A 23,365-nucleotide genomic window follows, 5' to 3' on the forward strand; every position below is an offset into this window, starting at 1 on the left:
CGCGATGTCCGGACTCAACTGGCAGAAGTCATCCCTGTGCGGCTCGGGCGACTCCTGCGTGCACGTCGCCGCGACCCCCGCCGGGATCCACATAACCGAGTCCGCCGACCCCGGCGGAGCGATCCTCACCACCACCACCGACGCCTTCCGCGCCCTTCTCCGCTCCCTCAAGGAAGAACCGCACCGGGACCCTCAGGCCCCCGCCCTCGAAGTGACCACCGCCGGCGACGACCGCACCATCCTCCTCCACGCCCCTGGCACCCCCACCGTCACCACCGACCGTCGCCGCTGGGAGACCTTCGTGCGCGGTGTCCGGGCCGGCGAGTTCGACCACTTCGTGGCGTAGGGCCACGACGGCCCACGGAGGAAACCGGACGGCCGCCGGCACACATGCTGGGGGACGAGAGGCGGCCCGGCCACCCTCGTAGGTACGAGAATGGCCGGGCCGCCGTGTTCCCCACTGCCCCGTCAGCGGCGCAGCGCCTCCACCGGAGGGATGCGGGACGCCTTCCAGGCGGGGTGGATGCCTGCCAGCAGTCCCGTGGCCAGGCCGATGACGGGGGCGGCGACGACGGTCAGGGGGTGGATGACGGCGGTCCAGTCCCGCAGGACGGCCACGCCCACGACCACCAGGGTGCCGAGGCTCGTTCCGACCAGCCCGCCGAGCAGCCCCAACGCCGCCGACTCGGTCAGGAACTGGGCGGTGATGTGGCGGCCGCGCGCCCCCAGGGCCCGCCTCAGTCCTATCTCGCCCGTTCGCTCCAGCACCGCCACGAGGGTGGTGTTGGCGATGCCGACGGTGCCGATCACCAGGCAGATGCCCGCGAGCAGCAGGAACAGCTGGTCGAGGTCACCGCTGACGCCGCCCCGCAGCATCTGGGGATCAGGGGGCGGTATCACCTTGAAGCGTTCGGGGTGGGCGGGGTCGAGGGCGGTCGCGGCGTTCCGGGCGACCTGTGTGGCGGCTCCCAGCCGTGTGGAGACGAGCATCCTCGCCCTCTCCCCCCGCGCGGGGCCGCCCCAGTGGGCCATGGCCGTACTGCTGGGGACGGTGACGGAGAGCAGGAGTTCCTCCTTGCGGTCCACGTCGCCCACGATCCCTATGACGGTGAACGGCCGGCCCCCGATGAAGACGGCCGGGCGTGTCTCCAAGGTGAGGATGCCCAGCCGTTCGGCGAGCCCCGCCCCGATCACCGCGACCTCCGCGGCGTTTTGCTGGTGGTAGGCGTCGTAGATCCGTCCCTGCGCCAGTGCGGGGCCCGCCGCCTGCAACACCCCCGGAGTGGCGGCGACCACCTGTACGTCCTCGCCCGCCGCCAGATCGCCGACGGGGGAGGAGGTGACGGTACCGGCTCCGGGTGATCCGCTCGCGGCCTCCGGCGAGGCGATCCAGTAGACCCCGGCGTGCTCGACCCCGTGCAGCCGGCCGACGCGGGCCGGCGCATCGGCGGGGAACGAGTTCGTGATGTGGTCCGCGTCGTCGCCCCCGGTGTCCTCGACCGTCACCTCGGTCGCCGACAGGGCGTTGAAGCGCGCGTCGATCTGCGAGGAGGCCGTGGCCGTCAGGCCGAGGATCGCCACGAACGTGCCGACCCCCAGCACCGTTCCGAGCGCGGTGAGGGCCGAGCGTCCCGGACGCTGCAGCAGTCCCGCGAGCGCTTCGCGGACCAGGTCACCCGCGCGGAGCCGGCTGCGCCGTCCGCCCCGCCCCGCTCTCCCCCTCATGCCCCTCATCCGAGGACCTCGGGCAGCCGCCGTGCTTCCGTCGGCGTGCCCGCCGTCACGGTCTCGGACAGCACCCCGTCCCGGATGGTGATCGTCCGCGCCGCCCGCGCCGCCACCACCGGGTCATGCGTGATGACGACCAGGGTCATACCGCTCGCGTGCAGGTCGTCCAGCAGGTCCAGGACGGACGCCGCGGTCGCGGAATCGAGGTTGCCGGTGAGCTCGTCGCACAGGAGCAGCCTCGGCCGGCCGACGATCGCCCGGGCGATGGCCGCCCTCTGGCGCTCCCCGCCGGACATGCGGTTGGGCAGCGAGTCGGCGCGGTGCGCCAGCCCCACCTGTTCGAGCGCGGTCCGGGCCCGCTGGACGCGTTCCCGTGCGGGGACCGCGGAGTACAGCATGGCGAGGGCGACGTTCTCCAGGGCGGTGCGGTGGGGGATCAGATGGAACGCCTGGAAGACGAAACCGATCAGGCTGCCCCGCAGCGCGGTCAGCTCCGCTTCCGGGAGGGCCGTGGTGTCGGCGCCGTCGAGGACGTAGGTGCCCTCGGTCGGCCGGTCCAGGAGGCCCACGATGTTGAGGAAGGTCGACTTGCCCGAGCCGGAGGGGCCGACGACCGCGACGTACTCCCCCTCGCGCACGGCCAGCGAGCAGGGGCGGAGCGCGGCGACCGGAGGGGGCCCGGGGTAGGTCAGGCCCACGCCGTCGAACTCGACCACGGTCGCGGGACTGCTTCCGCCCGCCTCGGCGGGCCCGTCGGCCGCACGGGAGGGCGCGGTGTTCGGTGTCACCTGGTGGGTTCCCCGTTCCCGAGCTGGACCGAGACGTCGGAGGAACCGCTCCCCGCCCCGTCGGTGGATCCCGCCGGCGCGACGCCCACGACGACCCGGTCGCCGGGGTCGAGGGCACCGTCGGTGAGCGGTGCGACGGCGACGTACCCGTCGCCCGAGATGCCGGGACGCACATCGACGCGTTCCCTGCGCCCGGCGTCGCGCAGCACCGTGACCGTGGTCCGCACGTCCGCTCCGGCGGACACCGCCCCGACCGGGACGACGAGCACCTTCCCCTCGGACGCCGCCGCCTTGATGGTGAGCCGTACACCCTGGTGGACGAGGTCGCCGGGCAGCGGGCGGTCCGGGGTCACCACGACCGTGTAGCCGGCCGCGCCCGTTCCCGCGACGGCCGGCTGCTCCACCGCGCCGGCGTCCTCACCCTTCGCGCCCGCGTCCGGGGTGCTGAGCCGGTCGGCCACGGAGGTGACCTTTCCGGTCGCCGTGGTCCCGGTCAGTTCGGAGAAGATGTCGACCTTCTGCCCCTTGCGCACCAGTCCCTTGTCGGCTGCCGTCAGGGCTCCCCTGACGACGAGTTCGCCCACCGAGACGGAGAGCAGCGTGCCGCCCGGCGCCGCGCCCACGGCGGCCTCCACGGCATCGACCCTGGCGGGCAGCTCGGGCAGGAAGACGATCTCCGACGCGGGAACCATCGGCCCGTCCGCGGCCTTCGCGTCGGCCAGTTCCTCCCTGGCGTCGGCCAGGTCCTCCGCCGCGCGTTCACGGTCCGTGCCCGACTCGGCGTCCTGCCAGGCGCGTTCCATGTCACGGACCGCGCGTTCGGCCTCCTTCAGCCGCTGGGCGCCCTCCGGATCGGCGGGCACGGGGTCGTAGCCGAGGGCGGCGTACAGCTTCCGCACCGCCTCCTTGGTCCCCGCGCCGAAGGTGCCGAGCCGGTCCCCTCCGACGGAGAAACCCTTTTCCTCCAAAGCCTTCTGCAGCTGCCGGACATCGTCCCCGTGGGCGCCGGGCCGCAGGTCCCGGTAGACGGGAAGCGCCCCCTTGAGGGCGAAGAGCGGGCGGCCGGATATCTCGACGAGTGAGGTGGCGGGTTCGACGGAGTCCCCCTGGCCGACCATCACCTTGGTCACGACCGGGGAGGCGGACTCCTTTCCGGACGGCCCCGCCGAGGAGACGGCGATCGTACGACCGGCCTCCACCGCGCCCCTGATCACCACGGTGTCCGTGAGGACCCGGTGCTCCACGGGTGCGGTCAGCACGTCCGGGGCGGGCGGTCCCGCCTCGGACGCCACCTGCTGCGGCGACTTGACGTAGGCCGTGGACGCCAGGCCCACCACGGTCAGCACCACGGCCGACACGCAGACCCCCACGGTGGCGCGGACGCGGTTACGCAGCATCCGCCACCGCGCTCCCGAACGCGTCGGTCGCGGACCGGCCGACCCCGGGACCGTGTGCGTCGATCCAGCCCAGCTCCTGCGCGCGGGCTCCCAGCGCGAACCGTCCGTTGACGTCCAGCCGCACCATCAGGCTCCGCACCCTCCGCTGCACCGTACGGTGCGCCATGCCCAACTCGCGGCCCACGCGTGCGTCGTCATAGCCCTCGTAGAGCAGCTGAAGTATGCGCCGTTCCAACTCGTCCGCTTGCGATAGGGAATCCATGAGCGCCCCCCTATTGGCACACTTGGCAGGTCCAGACCACCATACGTGCGACACCCCGGCCGAGCACCCAGGTCAAGCGGCCTGAAGTCAACCCAAACCGGGCCAACCAGCCTGTCGTAATTGCGTCAACGGCCCGTGATCGCTGGCCGTCGGCCGAGCCGTCACGTTACCTTCTGTCCCGATCAATTCCCGCAAAAAACAGGAGGAATGGGATGTTCACTCTCAAGCGGCGGCACCGGGAAAGCGCGGCGATAGGGGCGCTGGCCCTCCTCGGTTCCTTGTTCATGGCGCAGCCGGCTCAGGCCGCGACGTCGTACGAGGACGACGCCTGCAGCTCCACCAGCAATAAATACTGTTTCGAGATCTACTACAACAGCCGCGGTGAGACGACGGGTTACTCGTACAGTTCGTGCTTCATCGCCAATCAGAGCATTCCCGACCACTACGGGTACTCCCCCAACGGCGTCACGCTCGTGCGCTACATCTACCGGGGCGGGGTCGACAAACTGCCGAACCCCGGCTGCACGGGGGCCGAGGGAAGCGGGCAGGCCATCAAGAACAACGCCGCCTCGGTCGCCAACAACGAGTGCTCCGTGAGCAACCGCGTGTATTACAACTCCGGGTACCAGGGCACCTCGCAGACCTTCTCGCCCGGGTGCGGATCGTACTGGCCGGCCACGAACCTGAAGGCCGAACTCAAGAACGAGAACGCATCGCACAAGAGAATCTGACATGCCCAGGAGTTTCTCCGGAATTTCGCGCGTCAGCCGGCTCGCCGTGTTCGCTGTCGTGGTGCTGACCGCCACGACAGCGTGCTCGGCGCAGGAATCGGCGTCCACCACCCCGGACGACGGATACCCGGGGGCGGCCTCGCCACCCCCCGAACGGCCCGTGAACGGTCTCGCCAAGGGACTTGCGCTGCCCATCGAGGGCTATCTGATCTCCTACCCGGAGCGGATCGCCTGGCAGCGCGCACAGCAGAACCTGTGGAAGGGCTGCATGGAGCGGTTCGGCTTCAAGGAGTTCGACCCCCCGCCGCCCGGAATCGTTCCCGACCCCAGTTTCAACGACGCCAACATGATGCGCAGGTACGGCATATCCGACGCGGAGGAGGCGTCGCAATACGGCTACCACCTCCCCGGCGGGAACGTGGAACCTCCGGTGTGGGAACCGGCGCCGGGGGCGGAGGTGGCCGTCTTCGCCGGATCCGGCACGGAACTGAAGTCCGGGGCTTACCAAGGGGAGAAGGTCCCCGAGGGGGGATGTCGCGGAGAAGCGCAGCGGAAACTCGGAGAACTCCGGTACACGCTTGCCGGGAAGGTGGAGTTCGCCTCCCTCGACGAATCCAAGAAGGACCCTGCCGTCCGCAGGGCCGTGGCCGCCTGGTCGTCCTGCATGAAGGAGCAGGGATACGTGACGGAGCACCCCTACAAGGCTCCCGATCTGGTCACCTCGCTCGGATCACCCGCGCCCTCGCCGGAGGAGATCAGTCTCGCCACCACGGACATCGACTGCAAGAAGAAGACCGACCTGATCGGAATCTGGTACGCCGCCGAGAAGAGGATCCAGATCCGCCGCATCGAGGAGAACCAGCTCGCCCTGGACGAGGAGCGCAAGAAGAACGAGGCCGTCCTGAAAACCGCCGCAAGCGTCAATGGCTGAGGAGAAACCACCACCCGGTGCATCGGCAGGCCGTCAAGGTCTTCGACGCCCGCCCCCATTCCCGGCCCGCGTAAGCACGACGCCAACGATCCACTCAGTCCGCGACCAGGACCGGGTGGATTTCTTCATTCAACCCGAGGAAGAAAGTGAAGAGACGAATACGCCGCTCGCGCGTGCCCGTCACCCTCATGGTGGCCACCGCGCTGGCGATACCCCTGAGCCTGCCGGCGCAGGCCGCCGACCCCGCTCCGCCGAAGGACGCGGCACAGGGCTGGAGCAGCCGGCCGGAGAAGAACCCCGCCATGCCGTCCGCGGTCCCGGCGAAGGACCGTGCCGAAACCCTGGGCGCACAGTACGAAACGTCCGAGGACACCGCCTTCACCACCAGCGGGGACGGCACCGGTTTCCATCTGCTCGTCGCCGACGAGGCGAAGGGCTACGGGTGGAGGACGGCCGCCACGCTGCGGGAGGACGGCTTCGACGCCGACACCTGGATCGGCAACGCCTGCCTGACCGCGTCCGGAGACCACGCGGCGGTCGCGTACGCCCCCCGTACGTTCACCAACCGCCCGGAGTTGATGGTGCGCGGCGCGTTCACCGCCGTGGTGAACCTCCACTCCGGCAAGGTCACCAAGCTGCCGTTCACCGCGTCGCTGGCCTACTTCAGCCCCGGCTGCGGAAACGGCGAGCGGGCGGTGTTCACCCAACTCACGCATGACGGCGACAAGAAGCAGCAGACCCGGCTGGTCACCGTGGACGCGAAGACCGGCAAGCAGTCCGAGCCGGTCGCGTTCCCCGGCCAGGTCACCTCCGCGATCCCGGCCGGGAAGGGCATCGTCGCCGCGCACGGCAACAGGCTGGTCCGCATCGACGGCGCCGAGGAGACCGAGCTCGTACGCACGCGGACGGTGCCGTTCCAGCTCACCGCCGACGCCGACGGCGGTGTGACGTTCATCGAGCGCGAACTGGACAAGAAGGCGTCGGACAAGCCGCGGAGCTGGGCCAAGTACCTCACCCCGGCCAAGACGCGCGGGAGCAGGACCACCGCTGCCACGGTGGCGACGGGGAAGCTCGCCGAGTGGGACCTGACCGGCACGGCCTCGGGCCGGGTGTTCATCACCGGCAAGGCCACCAGCAAGGGCAAGCTGCCCGCCCGTGTCGCCAACCCGGGCGGTCTGGCCAAGGGCGCCCGCATGTCCAGCCTGGGACACGCCGCCGTGTCGACGAGCTGGGCGGACGGCAAGACGAGCCTGATCACCCCGGAAGAGGCCGATGCCCCCCGCTCCGCGCGCACCCGCCTGAAGGTGCTGGCCACCGGCAGGACGGTCACCCTGGACGTGAAGCCCGGCGCACGCGGCGAGAATTCCGCCACGGGTACTCGTACCTCCCCGGCACTGCCGGCCCCCGCCGAGCCGAGCGGCGCCGACAGCGGCCCGTCCACACGGGTCCAGGCACTCGCCGCGTCGCCGTCCAGCCCCGGCGAGGGCACCGACGAGCGGTACTGCGCGGTGGCCCGCAACGACGCGAAGAAGCAGGCGTTCCAGCCCACCCCGCGCCAGGTGGAGTGGGCCGTCGACCAGGCCGTGGTGGGCAAGCTGGACTTCTACCGCTCGCCCGACTGGAAGAACACCGGAATGGGCGGCTACCAGCCGCAGGGCCTCTTCCCGCCGATCGTCCTCGAAGGTGACCCCAACGGCACCCTCGACACCGAGGACGGCGACAACGACAAGTGGCACATCCCCGCGCAGGTGCTCCTCGGCATCACCGCGCAGGAGTCGAACATGTGGCAGGCCACCCGGTTCGCGGTGCCGGGCGTGACGGCGAACAGCCTGATCGGCAACTACTACGGCATCGACTACACGGCGGACGGCACGCAGGCCGACCCGTGGCGCATCAACTGGTCGGACGCCGACTGCGGTTACGGCATCACCCAGGCGACCGACGGAATGCGCCTGGCGGGCAGGGAGAAGGAGGGTGAGACGGCGCTGAGCCCCCTCACCCAGGAGGCGGTGGCGCTGGACTACACCGCGAACATCGCCTACGGCGCGCAGATCCTGTCCGACAAGTGGAACCAGACCCGCCGCGCCGGCATGAAGATCAACGACGGCCACCCCCGGTGGATCGAGAACTGGTTCTTCGCCCTGTGGGCGTACAACTCCGGCTTCTACGAGAACGCCGACTCGGCCGGTCACAAGGGTGTGGGCTGGACGAACAACCCCGCCAACCCGCTGTGGAAGGCGAACCGCGTCCCGTTCCTGCAGAACGCCCTGGACGCCTCCCGGGACGACTACAGCCACGCCGCGCACCCCCAGGACTGGCCGTACGAGGAGAAGGTGATCGGCTGGGCCGCGCGCCCGATCTCGGCGATGTTCGCCCCGGGCGACTTCCAGGCCGGCTACCGGCCCGCCTGGTGGAACAGCGTCCTGTACCGCTCCACCGCCAAGCCCCCGCTCGACCTCTTCTGCGACGAATCCAATGACTGCGACCCGTCGAAGATCGGCGACGACGACTCCAACGACCCCGGTCTGGGCGCCTGCCGGCTGGACGGCGGCGACAGCTCCACCAACCCGCACTGGCTGCACTGCTGGTGGGACAAGCCCGCGCAGTGGAAGAAGTGCGTCACCTCCGACGGCGAAGGCTCACCCCAGTGCGGCTACGCCGTCCACCGGTTCAACACCACGTACCCCGAACAGCCGGACGCCGGCTCCTATCCGCCGCGCTGCGAGACCGGCCTGCCCTCCAACGCGCTGATCGTCGACGACCTGCCCGACGGAACCGTTCCCGCGGGATCGGCATCGCGCGGATGCGGGGCGGTCCGGTCCGACGGCACGTTCGACTTCACCTACCGGCCCTGGGACCTGATCGACACCGACACCGGGGAGACGGTCACCACCTACCCGGGCAAGATCGACACCCATCAGATCGGCGCGGCGTACCAGAACCACTTCTGGTTCACCCACACCCGCTCCCCGGAGTCGTTCCCGCCGCCGGGTGACCGGATGCAGGTGACCGGCACGTGGAAACTCGGTCAGCAGCTCACCGCCTACAACGGCCAGGCCAAGGTCTACGCGCACATCCCCGACCACGGGGCACAGACGTCCAAGGCCGAGTACCGGATCAAGCACGCCGCCGGTGAGACGGTGAAGGCGGTCTCCCAGGACGCCAACCAGTCCAACAAGTGGGTCGACCTGGGGGCGTACTTCTTCGGCGGAATGACACCCGAGGTCAGCCTGGACAACTTCAACGGAGGCGACGGAAGCAAGGACATCGCCTGGGACGCGATCGCGTTCGTGCCCGGCGACTACTCCGGCATCCCCGCCGACCTGACCTTCGGCGACCCCGACCCCAGCGCGCCGGATCCCGCGCCGGTCGAACCGCCGAACAGCATCGACGGCCGGTTCTTCGACGTCCCCGGCCCGCAGGGCCTGGCGGCCTCCCCCAGCGACAAGGGCGGCGAAGCCGGCCGCGACGGCATGACGCTCGAGTCTGCTCCCGAGAAGCAGGACAGCGGTGCCTCCGCGCGTGCGCTCGCCTCAGCGGGTGACACGGGGACCTGCTCGATCTCGACGATCTCCATGACGTACACGCGGACCCAGGCCTGCATCGTGGAGGAGGTCTACGTCAACAGGGTGAACCCGGTGAAGAGCGCGGGATTCACCTACCGGCACGAGATCGACACCGACCCGCGCACGGACACCATCACCCAGACGCTGACCATCGGGCTGAAGAGCCTCAGCGGTGCCACCACCGCGAGCCTGGACGTGGACTTCCACTGCCGCGGCTACTGCCAGATGGAGACCCCCTCCCAGTCCGGCTCCACCACGTTCCGCCTCGGTGACCTGCACAAAGCGGTCATCACCCAGAAGACCAAGTGGACCAAGGGCGTCGACTCGTCCGTGATCACACCCCACTGGAGCTTCGCCGGAAAGCTGGACGGTGTGAAGGTCGCCGACGTCACGGCGGAGAAGAACGATCTGGACGTGCGCTGCGACGTGGACGTCATGACCACACCGGGCTGTGTGTTCTCCCACTACAGGCCCACCTACACCATGAACCACAAGAAGTACCCGGCCGCCGCCGCGCACGCCTGGCTGGTCCAGAACAAGCTGCCCGGCCACTACGGTCTGCGGGGCCATGAGCCGCTGACCTTCCTCGCGGACGACGTGCTGGTTCCCGTTCCGTCGGATTCCAAGAAGTCGCTGGTGGACCACAACCGTGACACCATCTGCCCGACGGCGTGGAAGCGCAGCCCGCTGGCGACCATGTCCCCGGAACTGGGTGCCAACGATGTGCCGTCCTGTGACGAGTTCCCCTTCGCCGCGAGCTGGCAGAGCGCGGCGATCCCGAGCAGCTGGGGCGGCAAGAACGCCTCCTCGGTCACCTCGGGCGAGGGCTGCGTGAACACCATCGCGCAGAAGGGGACGGACGGCCTGTGGAGGCTCATCCCGGACCCCCGCTCGCACGTGCCGACCTGGACCGAGCCGTGCGGCCGGTCCAGCATGTCCAACAACCAGAACACCCAGTCGATGAGCAGCTTCCCCTCCTGGCGCAAGAACAACCGCGTCCTCGAAGGGGACGACTACTGGCTGGAGGCGCAGAAGCCGTAACCCGTCACACACGCGGTGCCCTGGTGCGTTTCGTCCCGCACCAGGGCACCGTTCCTTTCGTCACCAGGTCAGCACGCCGTCCACCACATGACCGGGACCGTGTGTGCGCATCTCGTCGGCGAGTTCATGGAAGAACTCCGCGAGGGAATCGTGCGTGTCGAACCGGTTCACACCACCATCGCTCCACCGGCCCAGCGTTCCGGTACGCGTATCGATGAACCTCCCGTACAGCCAGTCGCCCTCGACCGCGAACGGAATCCAGTCCCTGTGCCACGTCACGCAGTCGGGATCACCGTCGGGAGTCGGCTCACGCTCCTCGCACCCCATCCGGAACTCGTACACCCGAACCATCTGGTCCACCGACAGAAGGTGCCACGAGGACGGGAGGAAACCGCCCCCTTCGGCAGGGAACTTGTCGTACTCCCGATCATCGATCCGTACCCCGTCGTTGATCAGCAGCCAAGTCCACACCTCCTGCGGAAACTTCACCCCCAGACGCTCCTCCGCGTCACTGATGGCCTTCGGCCCGGCCGGAGGAGCCAGCGCAGCGGCGCTCCCTGGCGCGTTCTGTTCCAGCCACCGCACCACACGCCCCCACGCACGGCGCATCTCGTCAGCCTCCGTCATGACAAAAACTCCCGTCGCACCAGGTAAGAGGCCCGGTCCCCCCTCCCCTACGTCACCGAGAGTGTAGAGGCGACCCCCCTCCACCCGGGACGGTCAGGTGCACGGAGTCCCACGCCCCCACCCGGAGCCGGCCGGACGCCGCCGCCGGGACGCCTTCGTGCGGGGCGTACGCGCGGGCGAGTTCGACCACTTCACGGCACGGCCCGTCAGGGCGTTCCGATGCCGGAACGAAAGTCGTCACGGTTCGTTGTGGTGAATCACCCAGCGTGATACACAGAGTGACGATACGACTCTTCACCCGTCGGAACGCGCCCCTACCGGAGTACGGCGCGCGCCGGTGGCAAGCTGTTCGTACGAAACCCGCCAACAGATGACGCCAAGTCGACATGCGACAGCCTCATCGTCGGCGACAATAAGGTCTGACCTCTGCACCACCGCAGGGGGTGCAGAACTACCCATACAGGGGCGGTGACTTACATGTTCTTCGCGGCCGACGAGGGAGACATCAACACCATCATCGGCGGGATCGCTCCGGATTGGGGCCCCTTCGGCAGCCTGGGCAACGAGGCCAAGATCATGATCGAAGTGGTCATGGCGGTCGCTATCCTCATCTGCCTGGGCATCGCCATCTGGGGGGCGGCCAAACAGCGCATCGGCGCCACCGCGTTGAGGGACACGTTCAGTGCCGAACAGGGCAAGGGCCTCATCATCGCGGGGCTCACGGGCGTCTTCATCATCGGCTCGCTCGGCACGCTGTTCACCATCGTGTACGGAATGGCCGTGTAGCCCCGCCCCATCGCTCCCGGCCGGGCACGCCCGGCACCCCCTCCACCCCACCCACCCGTCGTGCCCACCGGCTGAGGTTGCGTTTCCCTGATGTCCAGTCACCACACCGCGCCCGCGCGGGGACCAGCACGGCTACCGTCGTACATGGAGTACACGGAGTACGAGGTGTTTCCGCACAACGCTGAGGGGGCGTACGCGGTATGAGTCTCGGAGACGACACGGGCCAGACCCGCACCCGCATGCCGGAGCGGGGCGGCGATCCGTACGGCGGCGCGCGCAGAGGCGGCCGTTCGTCGTCGCGCAGCCTGGTGACGGTGGTCGGCGTGGTGGTCCTCCTGATCGCGGCGATCGCCTTCGCGAACCGTGGAGGCGGCGATTCCGCCGCGGAGGAGGGCGACGGATCCGGCGACTCCCCCAAGTCGGCGGCGACGGCCCCGTCGGGCGAGAAGCCGGTGACCACGAAGGCGGCCGGCATCCCCTCGGGCTTCGCCCATGACCGGCAGGGGGCGGAGAGCGCGGCGGCGAACTACGCGGTGGCGCTGGGCTCCGCCGAGATGTTCGACAAGGGCCGGCGACACGAGATCGTCAACACCGTCTACACCCCGGATGCCGCCGCGTCCCGGCAGACCGACCTGGATCGGGCCTACTCGGACGCGGAGTTCCTGGCCAACATCGGCCTCGACAAAAACGGTCAAGCACCTGCCGGACAGACCTTCGTCTCCCGGGTCGTCCCCGTGGGCACCAAGGTGACGTCGTCCAGTGCGAACGACGCCTCCGTCGAGGTTTGGTACACGTCGCTGTTCGGTCTGTCCGGCGACGGCTCGACCAACCCGGTGATCGAAAGCTGGTACACCACCACGTACCAGCTGAAGTGGATCAACAACGACTGGAAGGTCACCGACTTCCAGCAGAAGGACGGTCCAGTCCCCGTCGGGCGCGACCAGAAGGCCTCCACCGCCGACGACATGACGAAGGCTGTCGAGGAGTACGGAGGGTTCACGTATGCGCGCTAACCACCGCTTCCTCAAGTTCACGGCCGCCGTCGCCGCTGTGCAGGCCACGGCGGTGCTGTTCGCCGCACGAGCCGCCGCCGCCCCGACTCCGACCCCGACTCCGACGGACAGCAACGACCCCTGCGATCTCATCCGCGGCCCCGCCAAGGACTACTGCGAACGAGGCAGAGAGGGTGAAGGATCCTCGGGATCCAGCACCCTCAACGACCCCACCACCACCCTCGACCCCCTCGCCTCCCTCGCCCAGGGCTGCGCCGACGCCGCCTCCTGGACCATCGACAAGCTCAGCGACGCCGTCAACGAGACGGCGAACGTCGACTTCACGAACGACACGTTCCTCCAGCAGTACGCCGTCGTCTTCGCCGCGTCGACGATCCTGACGCTCCTGCTCTGGCTGCTCGCGGTCGCCAAGCGCGCGGTGCGGGGTGTCCCCCTCACCACCGCCCTCTCCGAGGCGATCGGCTTCCTCTGGCTGACCGTCCTCGCCTCCGCCTTCACCCCGCTGATCCTCTACACGGTCGTGTCGGCGACCGACGGCGTCACCGAGGTGCTCGCGAAGGCCACCGGCGACCAGACGGACACGTTCTTCGGCACGTTCTCCGGCGCCCTCGAGAAGGGCGACGACATCGGCGGCGGCCCGATCATGCTGATCGTCGTCTCCCTCGTGTCGATCCTCGCCGCCGGCGTCCTGTGGCTGGAGCTGGTCATCCGCGCCGCCCTGCTCTACGTCGGCGCCCTCCTCGGCACCGTCGTCTACGCCGGCCTCGTCGACAAGAACCTGTGGGGCCACGTCCGCCGCTGGGCGGGCATCATGATCGCCGTGATCCTCGTGAAGCCCGTCATCGTGATCGTGCTCGGCCTCGCCGGGGCACTGTCCGCCGAGGACGGGCCCGGCGCCTTCTCCGCCGTGGTCTCCGGACTGGCGATCATCCTGCTCGCCATCTTCGCCTCCGCGATGATCTACCGCTTCGTCCCCGGCTTCGGCGACGAACTCGCCAACGGCCGCAACAACCGCCTCATGCAGGGCGCCGAAGGCAAGGCCGCCGCCGTCATGAGCTCTCCGGCGACCCTGGTCGCACAGGGCATCAAGACCCACAGCAGCCGCGCCGACAACAACCGCGGAGGCGGCGGCCAGTCCACCGGCCCCCGCCCCTCCAACCCCGCCTCCGGCGGAGTCGCCGCGCACAGCTCGCGCACGTCGAACGGCGGCGGAGCCGCCGCCCCCGCACCCCGTTCGAGCAGCCCGGTGAACACCCCCCACGCCGGCAACACCCGCAACAGCAGTACCAACAGCACGGGAGGTGAAGGGCGTTGACGACCGAGTCCCACTTGTCCCATCCGGTCACGCCCCGCCGTACGTATCTGATCGGCCGGGCCCGGCCGAACGCGATCGTCGGCCGTAATCGCGAGACCGGTGAGATCGCGCTGATCGTCCTGGGCGCGTTCCTCGGCATGATGTGCGGGCTTCTCGTCCCCGTCCTGTCCGCGCGGATCGTGCTGCTCGCGGGCCTCCCGATGCTGTCGCTGGCCGCGGTGTACGTGCCCTACCGGGGCCGCACCTTCTACAAATGGTTCGAGATCAACCGCAGCTACAAGCGCACCGTGCGCCGCGGCACCACCTACCGCTCCGGCGCCGTCGAGGCGGGCACCCGCCTGGACGGCCGCGAGGTGGAGATCGGGACGCCGCCCGGGATCGGCAGGATCACCTGGCTCGCCGCGCCCTTCGGCCCGGACGAGATCGCCGTACTGCTGCACGCGGACCGCAAGACCGTCACCGCCGCCATCGAGATCGAGGGACCGGGCGTCGGCCTGCGCGACTCCGAGGACCAGGAAGCCCTCGTCGACCGCTTCGGCACCCTGCTCAAGCACGTCGCCAACGGTGACGGCTTCGTGACCCGCATCCAGATGCTGGCCCGCACCCTGCCCGCCGACCCCGACGCCCACGCCAAGGACGTCGCCGTCCGCGGCGACGCCACGTCACCGCCGTGGCTGCAGCAGTCGTACGACCAGCTCCAGTCGATGGTGTCGACCAGCAGCGAGCAGCACCGCGCCTACCTCGTCGCCTGCATGCACTACACGCGCGAACTGGCCGCCGAGGCCAACGCCATGGCGCGGGCGATGCGCAGCCAGGGCGGCGGCAAGGTGGACCGGGACGCGGGGCTCGCCGTCGTCATGGCCCGTGAGCTGACCGACATCTGCTCCCGGCTCCAGGAGGCCGACATCCGCGTACGGCAGCCGCTCGGCCAGAGCAGGCTGTCCTCGCTGATCCACGGCATGTACGACCCGGACCACCCGATCGACCACATCCAGGCGATGACGCAGCGCAACGCCTGGCCGGCCGAGCTGGACGCCATGGAGCCCACCTACCTCCAGGCCAAGACCCGCGAGTCCGCCACCCGCGCCCCCTGGTGCCACGCCACGGCCTGGATCAAGGAGTGGCCGATGACCCCGGTGGGCGTCAACTTCCTGGCGCCGCTCCTCGTCCACACCCCGGACGTGATCCGCACGGTCGCCGTCACCATGGACCTCGAACCCACCGAGATCGCCATCGAGCGGATGCTCACCGAGAAGACCAACGACGTGGCGGAGGCGTCCCGCGCCGCCAAGATGAACCGCACCGTCGACCCGCGCGACATGGCCGCCCACAGCCGCCTGGACCAGCGCGGCGAGGACCTCGCCAGCGGCGCGGCCGGCGTCAACCTGGTCGGCTACATCACCGTCTCCTCCCGCAACCCCGAGGCCCTGGCCCGCGACAAGCGGACCATACGGGCGTCGGCCGGAAAGTCGTACCTGAAGCTGGAGTGGTGCGACCGCGAGCACCACCGCGCCTTCGTGAACACACTCCCGTTCGCCACCGGCATTCGAAGGTAGGGGCTGAGCCGCTATGCGGGATCCGCTGTCCGTCGTCACCGACGCCTTCACGTCCTTCCTGTTCGGGAAGGTCGAGACGACACGGCTGCCGGTACGCACGTCCACCGGCCAGGCGCAGGCGGTCTACCTCCCGACCGCCGCCCCCGGCCTCGGCGACTCCGGCGTCATCATCGGCCGCGAGGTCTACTCCGGCAAGGGCTACATCTACGACCCCTTCCAGCTCTACGGCCAGCAGCTCCCCGCCCCGCACTGGCTGGTCCTCGGCGAGTCCGGCAACGGCAAGTCGGCCCTGGAGAAGACGTACGTCCTGCGGCAACTGCGCTTCCGCGACCGCCAGGTCGTCGTCCTGGACGCCCAGGGCGAGGACGGCGCCGGTGAGTGGAACCTCATCGCGCAGGAGCTGGGGATAACGCCGATCCGCCTGGACCCGATGGCCGCGCTCGACAAGGGCATCCGGCTCAACCCGCTGGACCCGGCGATCACGACCACCGGACAGCTCGCCCTGCTGCGGACCATCATCGAGGTCGCGATGGGGCACGGCCTGGACGAGCGTTCCGGCTTCGCCCTCAAGGTCGCGCACGCCTACGTCAACGAGTCCATCGTCGAACGCCAGCCGGTCCTCTCCGACATCGTGGAACGGCTGCGCCACCCGGAACCGGAGTCCGCGGAGGCGATGAACGTCCCCATAGACGACGTACGGGCGTGGGGCCTGGACGTCGCCCTGGTCCTGGACCGCCTCGTCGACGGTGACCTGCGCGGCATGTTCGACGGCCCGACGACCGTCGGCATCGACCTCGACGCGCCGCTCATCGTCTTCGACCTGTCCCACATCGACCGCAACTCCATCGCCATGCCGATCCTGATGGCGATCGTCGGCGTGTGGCTGGAGCACACCTGGATCCGCCCCGACCGGAAGAAGCGCATCTTCCTGGTCGAGGAGGCCTGGCACATCATCAACAGCCCGTTCGTGGCGCAGTTGTTCCAGCGGCTGCTGAAGTTCGGGCGGCGGCTCGGTCTGTCGTTCGTCGCGGTCGTCCACCATCTGTCCGACGTGGTGGACGGGGCGGCGGCGAAGGAGGCGGCGGCCATCCTGAAGATGGCGTCGACCCGGACCATCTACGCCCAGAAGGCGGACGAGGCGAGGGCGACGGGCCGGGTGCTCGGCCTGCCCAGGTGGGCGGTGGAGATCATTCCGACGCTGACGCCCGGTATCGCGGTGTGGGACGTCAACGGCAACGTCCAGGTGGTCAAACACCTGGTCACCGAGACCGAACGCCCGCTGGTCTTCACCGACCGCGCGATGACCGAATCCTCCGCCGACCTCTCCGACGACGCCCTGCGCGCCGCCGAACTGGAGGCGGAGGAACGGGCGGCGGCCTTCGTGGAACAGCACATCGGGGACTCCGAATCGACGGTGGCGTAGGGCGCAGGGGGAGAACGCGTGAGACCGGACGATCACCGTGAGCACGGCCGGACCGGCGGCCAGGGCGGCATCCCCGACGGGCTGCTGATCAGCATCCTCGCGTTCCTCATCGGCGTGACCGCCATGGTGTGGACGGCCACGGGCCTCGCGGGCCTCTTCGCCCACGGCCACTGGCCGTCCGGCGTCACCTTCACCCGCGCCCCGGTGGCCGTGCGCCACCTCGTCGCCGACCCGCAGAACCTCCCCGCCGCCTGGCCGGACACCCCGGAGGCCGACCTCTCGGGGTACGGCCTCTTCTGGGGCCTGCTCATCGGCCAGCTGATGATCCTGGCCGTCCTGACGGTGTTCACCGTGGGCACGGTGGCCCGCTGGAGAGCGGTACGGGCGCGGCGCCGGACGGGGCGGGCGACGAGGGGACCGCAGCGGCGGCCGGAGCCGGAGCACCTGCCCGAACAGGAGGCCCAGCCGACGCCGAGGCAGCTGCACGAGGTGCCGACCCCGAGGGGGCCCGAGCAGGAGACGCCGGCACCGGAGCCGGCGCAGACACCGGCACCTCGGCAGTCACCCGCGCCGCGGGAAGCGGCGTCCGCCTCCCTGTCCGAGGACGAACGGGCCGGCGGATGGGAGACACCCCGCACCGAGGGCACCGGGCTGCTCTACGGTCCCCCGGACGCCCGCCACACCACCGCGGCCCAGGCCGTACGCGACGCGGAGGGCCCCGCCCTCGTCCTCACCTCCAACCCCACCCTCTGGCACGACACCAAGGACGCCCGCGCCAAACTCGGCCCCACCCACCTCTACGACCCCACCCACCTCTGCGACACCCCGGCCCGCCTCCACTGGTCCCCCACCACCGGCTGCGAGGACAGACGGACGGCCACCGCCCGCGCGGCAGCCCTCCTCGCCCCCGTCCGCCCCACCTCCCGCCTCGACCAGGCGGTCGGCGACACCGCGGAGACCCTGCTCCGCAGCTACGTACACGCCGCCGCCGTGGACGGCCGTACGATCCGCCACGTCCACCGCTGGTCCCAGGGCCTCCAGGTGCACGACGCCGTACGCATCCTCCGCACCAACCCCAAGGCCGCCCCCGGCGCCGCCGGCGAACTCGAGGCGGCCCTCACGGCACACCCCGAGCGCCGGGACATGGCCCAGCAGCTGACCACCCGCGCCCTGGCCGCGCTCTCCACGGTCAATGTCCGCGAAGCCTGCACTCCCAACCGAACTGATGCCCTCGCCTTGGATTCCTTTGTCCACGAAGGGGGAACGCTTTATGTCGTGGGTGAATCCATCGAGGACCCCCGTACCAGTCCGGGCGCGATGCCCCTGCTGACGGCCCTCGCCTCACACGTGGTCGAGCACGGCCGGCGCATGGCCGAACGGTCATCCTCCGGTCGGCTCGACCCACCACTCACCCTCGTCCTGGACGACGTGGCGGCCGTCGCCCCGCTCCCCCAGCTCCCGGACCTGCTCGCCACCGGCGCCGACCACGGCATGCCCACCCTGGCCCTGCTCCGCTCCCGCGAACAGGCCAGGTCCCGCTGGCCCCACACCGAACTGCCGGTCTGACCTACCGGTCCGGCACCGGCCGCTCCACGGCCAGCTCCAGTTCCAGATCGTCCGGCTCGTCCCCCAGCGACATGGTCACTCCGGTCTCGGCGAAACCCGCCTTGCGGTAGGACCCCAGCGCCCGCGCGTTGTCCGCGTGCACGAGGAGCCGCACGCGCTCCGCCCCGTGCTCCCACGCCCACTCCAGCGCGGTCTCGAACAGCGCCTTCGCCAGCCCGCTCCCCCGATACCCAGGAGCCACGTACACGGCCAACAGGTGCCCCTGCCGCCGCGCGACGACGGACCCGGTCCAGTCCGTCGTACCGGCCTCCTCGATCAGCACGGCCGCGTTGGCGACCCAGCTCCCGTCCGCCGTCTCGGCGATGAACTGCCGCGCCCCGTTCGCCGTGCGTTCCTTCCAGTAGGAGTCCGGCCGGGCCACGGCCTCCTCGTAGGTGTCCATGTAGGCGATACGCGCGACCGGGTCCCGCAGCGCGGTGAGCCGCAGCTCCCTCGACGCGGCCCACTCCTCCGCACGCACCGGCCGGATCACACAGTCATCGATGGAGATGGCACTCATGGCCGCCACCGTAGTACCGGGGTACCACCGCCTTCACCCGGAATACGGCCCGCGGCCCGACGCCCGCCGCCCCCGCGCGGACGAGCATCGAAGCATGATTACGGCACAGGACCTCACCAAACGCTACGGCGACCGGACCGTCGTCACTGACCTGTCCTTCACCGTCCGCCCCGGCACCGTCACCGGCTTCCTCGGCCCGAACGGCGCCGGCAAGTCCACCACCATGCGGATGATCCTCGGCCTGGACGCCCCCACCCGCGGCCGCGCCACCGTCGGCGACCGCTCCTACGCCGCCCACCCCGCGCCCCTCACCGAGGTCGGCGCCCTGCTGGAGGCCCGCTCCGTCCACCCCGGCCGCACCGCCCACCACCACCTGCGCGCCCTCGCCCTCACCCACGGCATCCCGAGGAGCCGCGTCGAGCACGTCCTGGGCCTCACCGGCCTCACCGAGGCGGCGGACCGCCGGGTCAAGGGCTTCTCCCTCGGCATGGGCCAGCGCCTCGGCATCGCCGCCGCGCTGCTCGGCGACCCGGCCACCGTCATCCTCGACGAGCCCGTCAACGGCCTCGACCCCGAGGGCGTCCTGTGGATCCGCAACCTCCTCAAGTCCCTGGCCGCCGAGGGCCGTACGGTCCTGGTCTCCTCCCACCTGATGAGCGAGACGGCCCTCACCGCCGACCACCTGGTCATCATCGGCCGCGGCCGGCTCCTCGCCGACACCACGGTCACCGACTTCGTACGCCACTCCGGCGCGGGCACCGTCAAGGTCGTCACCCCGGACGCCACCGGCCTCGTACGCCACCTCACCGCACCCGGCGTCACCGTCACCGCCGACGCCCCCGGCCACCTCACCGTGCACGGCACCGACGCCGAGCACATCGGCCGCACGGCCGCCGCCCACGGCATCCCCCTCTTCGAGCTCACCCCGAACACCGCCTCCCTGGAGGAGGCGTTCATGGACCTCACCCACGACGCGGTCGAGTACCCCGCCGCCCTGGAAGGAGCAGCCGCATGACCACCGCCGTCCAGTCCTACCGGGTGACCCCGGCCCGCGTCCTGCGCTCCGAATGGCACAAGCTGCGGACGCTCCGCTCCACCTGGGTCAACCTCGCCGCCACCGGCGTCCTCACCCTCGGCATGGGCGTCGGCATCAGCGCGGCCTACGACGGCACCGGCGAGGGCGGCCTCGACCCGGTCGTCTTCGTCCTCCTCGGCACCCAGTTCGCCACCGTCACCCTGGCCGTCCTGGGCATCCTCGCCACCGCAGGCGAGTACTCCACCGGCCAGATCCGCGCCACCATGACGGCCGTACCGAGCCGCCTGCCCGTCCTGTGGTCCAAGGCCGCCGTCCTCGCCGCGGTCGCCTTCCCCCTGTGCCTGTGGACCAACCTGCTCACCTTCCCCCTGGCCCAGGCCTTCCTCACCGACACCGACCAGTCCGCCGCCCTCGGCGACCCGGGCGTCCTGCGCGGCCTCGCCGGCAACGCCGCCGCCCTCACCCTCCTCGCCGTCACGGCCCTCGGCATCGGCGCCGTCACCCGCTCGGTCCCCCTCGCCATCGGCGCGTACATCGGCATCGTCATGGTCGTGCCGGAGGTCCTGGCGATGCTCCCGTACGACGTCGTCGACGACGCCGTGCGCTACTTCCCCTCCCAGGCCCTCCAGTCCCTCACCACGGCCCAGCCCTCACCCGGCGAGGCGACGCCCGGCGCGGCACTGCTCGCCCTGCTCCTGTGGACGGCGGCCGCCCTGGCCGCGGCGGCGGCATCGCTGAAGCGACGGGACGTATGACGCACGCACCCGTCACCATGGACGCCGTGACCGATGACCGCGCGGCCGAGCCCCTCACCGAGTACACACAGCGGATCGCCCAGCGGGTGCGCGCCTTCGACCGGCGCCATCCGCTGCTGTGGGACCTGCACCTCACCGGCTTCTGGCTGACGGCCGCCCTCATCGACTACACCGGCGGGGGCTGGCGCAACATCGCCCACAACCTGGACGTCCCCGGCTGGCTGCTGCTGACCCTGAGCCTGGGCTTCACGGTCCCGCTCCTGTGGCGCCGCGGTCACCCGGGGGCGGTCCTGCTCACGATGGCCCCGTTCGCCCTCGTCAACGCCTGGACCGGCGCCATCCTCCAGGCGACCATGCTCCAGTTGCTCGTCGTCTTCCACATCGCCCTGCGCCTGCCCCTGCGCGCCCTGTACTGGTCGACCCCCCTGGTGCTCGCACCGGTCCTCGTCTCGTCCCTCCGCCACGGCGGACAGCCCTGGAACCAGCAGCTCGGCGCCCAGTTGATGTCCATCGCGGTGGCGGCTCTCATCGGCGTCACGGTGCGCACCCGCAGGAACTACACCGCCGCCCTGGAGGACCGCGCCCGCCGCCTGGAGACCGAACGCGACCAGCAGGCCCGTATCGCCACCGCCGCCGAACGCGCCCGTATCGCCCGCGAGATGCACGACATCATCGGCCACAACCTGTCCGTCATCACGGGTCTCGCCGACGGCGGCAAATACGCGGCCGGCAAGTCCCCGGAGCGCGCCGCCCAGGCCCTGGACGCCATCGGCACCACCAGCCGCCAGGCCCTCGGCGAACTCCGCCGCCTCCTGGACGTCCTCCGCGACGACGACACCACCCACCCCGCCGAACGAACCCCCCAGCCCGGCCTCACCGACCTGGACCAGCTCATCGACGGCGTCCGCAGCGCGGGCCTGCCCGTCCACACCCGTACCGAGGGCCGGGCCACCCTCCCCCCTGGGCGCCAGCTCACCGTGTTCCGGGTCGTCCAGGAAGCCCTCACCAACACCCTCAAGCACGCCGGCCCCGAAACGACCTCCGAGATCTCCATCGCCCACGGGGACAAGGGCGCCGTCACGGTCACCATCACCGACACCGGAAAAGGCACACCGCCCCCCGCCCCGTCCGACGGCCGCGGGATCCCCGGAATGCGCGAGCGAACAGCCCTGTACGGCGGCACACTTGAAGCCGGCCCACGCCCGCACCCCGAGCAGGGCTGGCGCGTCCGTCTGCACCTTCCGGAGGAAACCCCGCAGTGACCACCGTCCTCATCGCCGACGACCAGCCCCTCCAGCGTTTCGGCTTCCGCATGCTCCTGGAGAGCCAGGACGACATGACGGTCCTCGGCGAGGCGTCGAACGGCAGCGAAGCGATCCGCATGACGGCGGAACTGCACCCCGACGTGGTCCTGATGGACATCCGCATGCCCGGCCTGGACGGCATCGAGGCGACCCGCCGCATCGCCGCCACCGGCGACCGCACCCGCGTCCTCATCCTGACGACGTTCGACCTGGACGAGTACGCCTACGCCGGCCTCCGCGCGGGCGCCTCCGGCTTCCTCGTCAAGGACGCCCAGCCGGAGGAGCTCCTTTCCGGCATCCGCTCCGTGGCGTCCGGGGACGCGGTCGTCGCCCCCGGTCTGACCCGCCGTCTCCTCGACGCCTACGTCCAGCATCTGCCGGCCGGCGACGGCACCGTGGACGTCTCCCCCGACGACGCGCGTCTGTCCGCCCTCACGGAGCGGGAACGGGAGATCCTCACGGTCATCGGAAAGGGCTGGACGAACACCGAGATCGCCACCCGCCTCCATCTGGCCGAGTCCACGGTGAAGACCCACGTGGGCCGGATACTCGCGAAGACCGGCTCCCGGGACCGCATCCAGGCGGTGATCCTGGCATACGACACGAAACTGGTGGAGCCGTCCTGAAACGCAGAAAGCCCCCGTGCCGAACGGCACGGGGGCTTTCTCAATATTTGTTCGGCGGCGTCCTACTCTCCCACAGGGTCCCCCCTGCAGTACCATCGGCGCTGTAAGGCTTAGCTTCCGGGTTCGGAATGTAACCGGGCGTTTCCCCTACGCTATGACCACCGAAACACTATGAAACACTCAACCGCACCATGCGTGACCATGCATGGGGTTGTTCGTGGTTTCAGAACCAACACAGTGGACGCGAGCAACTGAGGACAAGCCCTCGGCCTATTAGTACCGGTCAACTCCACACGTTACCGTGCTTCCATATCCGGCCTATCAACCCAGTCGTCTACTGGGAGCCTTACCCTCT

General features: G+C 70.2%; 20 protein-coding genes and 2 rRNA genes. 14 read left to right on the forward strand and 8 right to left on the reverse strand.

The annotated features are described in order from the left end of the window. Positions 1–4: 4 nt before the first annotated feature. A complete protein-coding gene (locus ACZ62B_RS03665; RefSeq protein WP_344559705.1) occupies positions 5–346 on the forward strand; it encodes a DUF397 domain-containing protein in 342 nt (113 codons plus the stop codon). A 122-nt stretch (positions 347–468) separates the two neighbouring features. On the opposite strand, the gene ACZ62B_RS03670 is transcribed toward ACZ62B_RS03665, so the two are convergent. From ACZ62B_RS03670 to ACZ62B_RS03685, 4 genes are read right to left on the reverse strand one after another with little or no spacing between them, the layout of a single operon-like run. Continuing rightward, positions 469–1,734 (reverse strand): ABC transporter permease, encoded by a 1,266-nt coding sequence (locus ACZ62B_RS03670; RefSeq protein ID WP_344559707.1) that lies wholly within the window; start codon positions 1,732–1,734, stop codon positions 469–471. Further along, positions 1,731–2,516, reverse strand: a complete 786-nt coding sequence (locus tag ACZ62B_RS03675; RefSeq protein ID WP_469689206.1) for an ABC transporter ATP-binding protein — start codon at positions 2,514–2,516, stop codon at positions 1,731–1,733. Before ACZ62B_RS03675 ends, ACZ62B_RS03670 begins: the two co-directional genes overlap by 4 nt. Further along, positions 2,513–3,913 (reverse strand): peptidoglycan-binding protein, encoded by a 1,401-nt coding sequence (locus ACZ62B_RS03680; protein WP_468889440.1) that lies wholly within the window; start codon positions 3,911–3,913, stop codon positions 2,513–2,515. Before ACZ62B_RS03680 ends, ACZ62B_RS03675 begins: the two co-directional genes overlap by 4 nt. Then, positions 3,903–4,175 (reverse strand): LuxR C-terminal-related transcriptional regulator, encoded by a 273-nt coding sequence (locus ACZ62B_RS03685; RefSeq protein WP_344559711.1) that lies wholly within the window; start codon positions 4,173–4,175, stop codon positions 3,903–3,905. Before ACZ62B_RS03685 ends, ACZ62B_RS03680 begins: the two co-directional genes overlap by 11 nt. A 212-nt stretch (positions 4,176–4,387) precedes the next feature. Between ACZ62B_RS03685 and ACZ62B_RS03690 the strand changes: the two genes are divergently transcribed. The 3 genes from ACZ62B_RS03690 (at position 4,388) to ACZ62B_RS03700 (ending at position 10,444) form a co-directional block, all read left to right on the forward strand. After that, the gene (locus tag ACZ62B_RS03690; RefSeq protein WP_344559715.1) at positions 4,388–4,906 is read left to right on the forward strand and encodes a hypothetical protein; all 519 of its coding nucleotides are present in this window, start codon (positions 4,388–4,390) and stop codon (positions 4,904–4,906) included. Between the two features lies 1 nt (position 4,907). Beyond that, a complete protein-coding gene (locus ACZ62B_RS03695; RefSeq protein WP_344559717.1) occupies positions 4,908–5,837 on the forward strand; it encodes a hypothetical protein in 930 nt (309 codons plus the stop codon). A gap of 188 nt (positions 5,838–6,025) precedes the next feature. Then, the gene (locus tag ACZ62B_RS03700) at positions 6,026–10,444 is read left to right on the forward strand and encodes a golvesin C-terminal-like domain-containing protein (RefSeq protein WP_469689216.1); all 4,419 of its coding nucleotides are present in this window, start codon (positions 6,026–6,028) and stop codon (positions 10,442–10,444) included. Between the two features lie 60 nt (positions 10,445–10,504). Here ACZ62B_RS03700 and ACZ62B_RS03705 read toward each other — a convergent pair whose 3' ends face one another. Continuing rightward, positions 10,505–11,032, reverse strand: coding sequence for an SMI1/KNR4 family protein (locus ACZ62B_RS03705; protein WP_468885229.1), 528 nt, complete (start codon positions 11,030–11,032; stop codon positions 10,505–10,507). A 516-nt stretch (positions 11,033–11,548) separates the two neighbouring features. Here ACZ62B_RS03705 and ACZ62B_RS03710 point away from each other — a divergent pair. The 6 genes from ACZ62B_RS03710 to ACZ62B_RS03735 all read left to right on the forward strand — a co-directional run bounded on the left by ACZ62B_RS03710 (position 11,549) and on the right by ACZ62B_RS03735 (position 18,730). Continuing rightward, a complete protein-coding gene (locus tag ACZ62B_RS03710; protein ID WP_030829533.1) occupies positions 11,549–11,857 on the forward strand; it encodes a hypothetical protein in 309 nt (102 codons plus the stop codon). 200 nt (positions 11,858–12,057) lie between these two features. Beyond that, on the forward strand, positions 12,058–12,870 hold the full coding sequence (locus ACZ62B_RS03715) for a DUF8175 domain-containg protein (RefSeq protein WP_468721904.1): 813 nt from the start codon (positions 12,058–12,060) through the stop codon (positions 12,868–12,870). Then, positions 12,860–14,185, forward strand: coding sequence for a hypothetical protein (locus ACZ62B_RS03720; RefSeq protein ID WP_469689207.1), 1,326 nt, complete (start codon positions 12,860–12,862; stop codon positions 14,183–14,185). Before ACZ62B_RS03715 ends, ACZ62B_RS03720 begins: the two co-directional genes overlap by 11 nt. Then, positions 14,182–15,741, forward strand: a complete 1,560-nt coding sequence (locus ACZ62B_RS03725; RefSeq protein ID WP_469689208.1) for an SCO6880 family protein — start codon at positions 14,182–14,184, stop codon at positions 15,739–15,741. The genes ACZ62B_RS03720 and ACZ62B_RS03725 overlap by 4 nt, the downstream gene beginning before the upstream one ends. A 13-nt stretch (positions 15,742–15,754) precedes the next feature. After that, entirely contained in the window at positions 15,755–17,164 is a 1,410-nt protein-coding gene (locus tag ACZ62B_RS03730; protein ID WP_344559727.1) for an ATP-binding protein, read from the forward strand. A gap of 18 nt (positions 17,165–17,182) precedes the next feature. Continuing rightward, a complete protein-coding gene (locus ACZ62B_RS03735) occupies positions 17,183–18,730 on the forward strand; it encodes a type IV secretory system conjugative DNA transfer family protein (protein WP_469689209.1) in 1,548 nt (515 codons plus the stop codon). A gap of 1 nt (position 18,731) precedes the next feature. On the opposite strand, the gene ACZ62B_RS03740 is transcribed toward ACZ62B_RS03735, so the two are convergent. Continuing rightward, a complete protein-coding gene (locus ACZ62B_RS03740) occupies positions 18,732–19,289 on the reverse strand; it encodes a GNAT family N-acetyltransferase (protein ID WP_469689210.1) in 558 nt (185 codons plus the stop codon). 94 nt (positions 19,290–19,383) lie between these two features. On the opposite strand from ACZ62B_RS03740, the gene ACZ62B_RS03745 reads away from it, so the two are divergent. The 4 genes from ACZ62B_RS03745 to ACZ62B_RS03760 are packed head-to-tail and all read left to right on the forward strand — an operon-like array spanning position 19,384 to position 23,010. Continuing rightward, positions 19,384–20,304: an ABC transporter ATP-binding protein gene (locus tag ACZ62B_RS03745; protein WP_344559734.1), complete on the forward strand. Its 921-nt coding sequence runs from the start codon at positions 19,384–19,386 to the stop codon at positions 20,302–20,304. Continuing rightward, the gene (locus tag ACZ62B_RS03750) at positions 20,301–21,080 is read left to right on the forward strand and encodes an ABC transporter permease subunit (RefSeq protein WP_344559736.1); all 780 of its coding nucleotides are present in this window, start codon (positions 20,301–20,303) and stop codon (positions 21,078–21,080) included. Before ACZ62B_RS03745 ends, ACZ62B_RS03750 begins: the two co-directional genes overlap by 4 nt. Then, positions 21,077–22,342, forward strand: a complete 1,266-nt coding sequence (locus ACZ62B_RS03755) for a sensor histidine kinase (protein ID WP_382052571.1) — start codon at positions 21,077–21,079, stop codon at positions 22,340–22,342. Before ACZ62B_RS03750 ends, ACZ62B_RS03755 begins: the two co-directional genes overlap by 4 nt. After that, a complete protein-coding gene (locus ACZ62B_RS03760; RefSeq protein ID WP_344559738.1) occupies positions 22,339–23,010 on the forward strand; it encodes a response regulator transcription factor in 672 nt (223 codons plus the stop codon). Before ACZ62B_RS03755 ends, ACZ62B_RS03760 begins: the two co-directional genes overlap by 4 nt. Before the next feature lie 49 nt (positions 23,011–23,059). Here the strand turns inward: ACZ62B_RS03760 and rrf are convergent. Then, a 5S ribosomal RNA gene (rrf, locus tag ACZ62B_RS03765) occupies positions 23,060–23,176 on the reverse strand. Positions 23,177–23,263: 87 nt separating this feature from the next. Next, positions 23,264–23,365 (reverse strand): 23S ribosomal RNA (locus ACZ62B_RS03770); the annotation flags it as partial.

It is taken from the genome of Streptomyces sp. NPDC053426 (genome assembly GCF_055585405.1).

Coding starts and splice junctions, on each gene's coding strand:
- ACZ62B_RS03665 (WP_344559705.1), top strand. CDS start 5: ATGTCCGGACTCAACTGGCAGAAGTCATCCCTGTGCGGCTCGGGCGAC.
- ACZ62B_RS03670 (WP_344559707.1), bottom strand. CDS start 1,734: ATGAGGGGCATGAGGGGGAGAGCGGGGCGGGGCGGACGGCGCAGCCGG.
- ACZ62B_RS03680 (WP_468889440.1), bottom strand. CDS start 3,913: ATGCTGCGTAACCGCGTCCGCGCCACCGTGGGGGTCTGCGTGTCGGCC.
- ACZ62B_RS03685 (WP_344559711.1), bottom strand. CDS start 4,175: ATGGATTCCCTATCGCAAGCGGACGAGTTGGAACGGCGCATACTTCAG.
- ACZ62B_RS03690 (WP_344559715.1), top strand. CDS start 4,388: ATGTTCACTCTCAAGCGGCGGCACCGGGAAAGCGCGGCGATAGGGGCG.
- ACZ62B_RS03695 (WP_344559717.1), top strand. CDS start 4,908: ATGCCCAGGAGTTTCTCCGGAATTTCGCGCGTCAGCCGGCTCGCCGTG.
- ACZ62B_RS03700 (WP_469689216.1), top strand. CDS start 6,026: ATGGTGGCCACCGCGCTGGCGATACCCCTGAGCCTGCCGGCGCAGGCC.
- ACZ62B_RS03710 (WP_030829533.1), top strand. CDS start 11,549: ATGTTCTTCGCGGCCGACGAGGGAGACATCAACACCATCATCGGCGGG.
- ACZ62B_RS03715 (WP_468721904.1), top strand. CDS start 12,058: ATGAGTCTCGGAGACGACACGGGCCAGACCCGCACCCGCATGCCGGAG.
- ACZ62B_RS03720 (WP_469689207.1), top strand. CDS start 12,860: ATGCGCGCTAACCACCGCTTCCTCAAGTTCACGGCCGCCGTCGCCGCT.
- ACZ62B_RS03730 (WP_344559727.1), top strand. CDS start 15,755: ATGCGGGATCCGCTGTCCGTCGTCACCGACGCCTTCACGTCCTTCCTG.
- ACZ62B_RS03740 (WP_469689210.1), bottom strand. CDS start 19,289: ATGAGTGCCATCTCCATCGATGACTGTGTGATCCGGCCGGTGCGTGCG.
- ACZ62B_RS03745 (WP_344559734.1), top strand. CDS start 19,384: ATGATTACGGCACAGGACCTCACCAAACGCTACGGCGACCGGACCGTC.
- ACZ62B_RS03750 (WP_344559736.1), top strand. CDS start 20,301: ATGACCACCGCCGTCCAGTCCTACCGGGTGACCCCGGCCCGCGTCCTG.
- ACZ62B_RS03755 (WP_382052571.1), top strand. CDS start 21,077: ATGACGCACGCACCCGTCACCATGGACGCCGTGACCGATGACCGCGCG.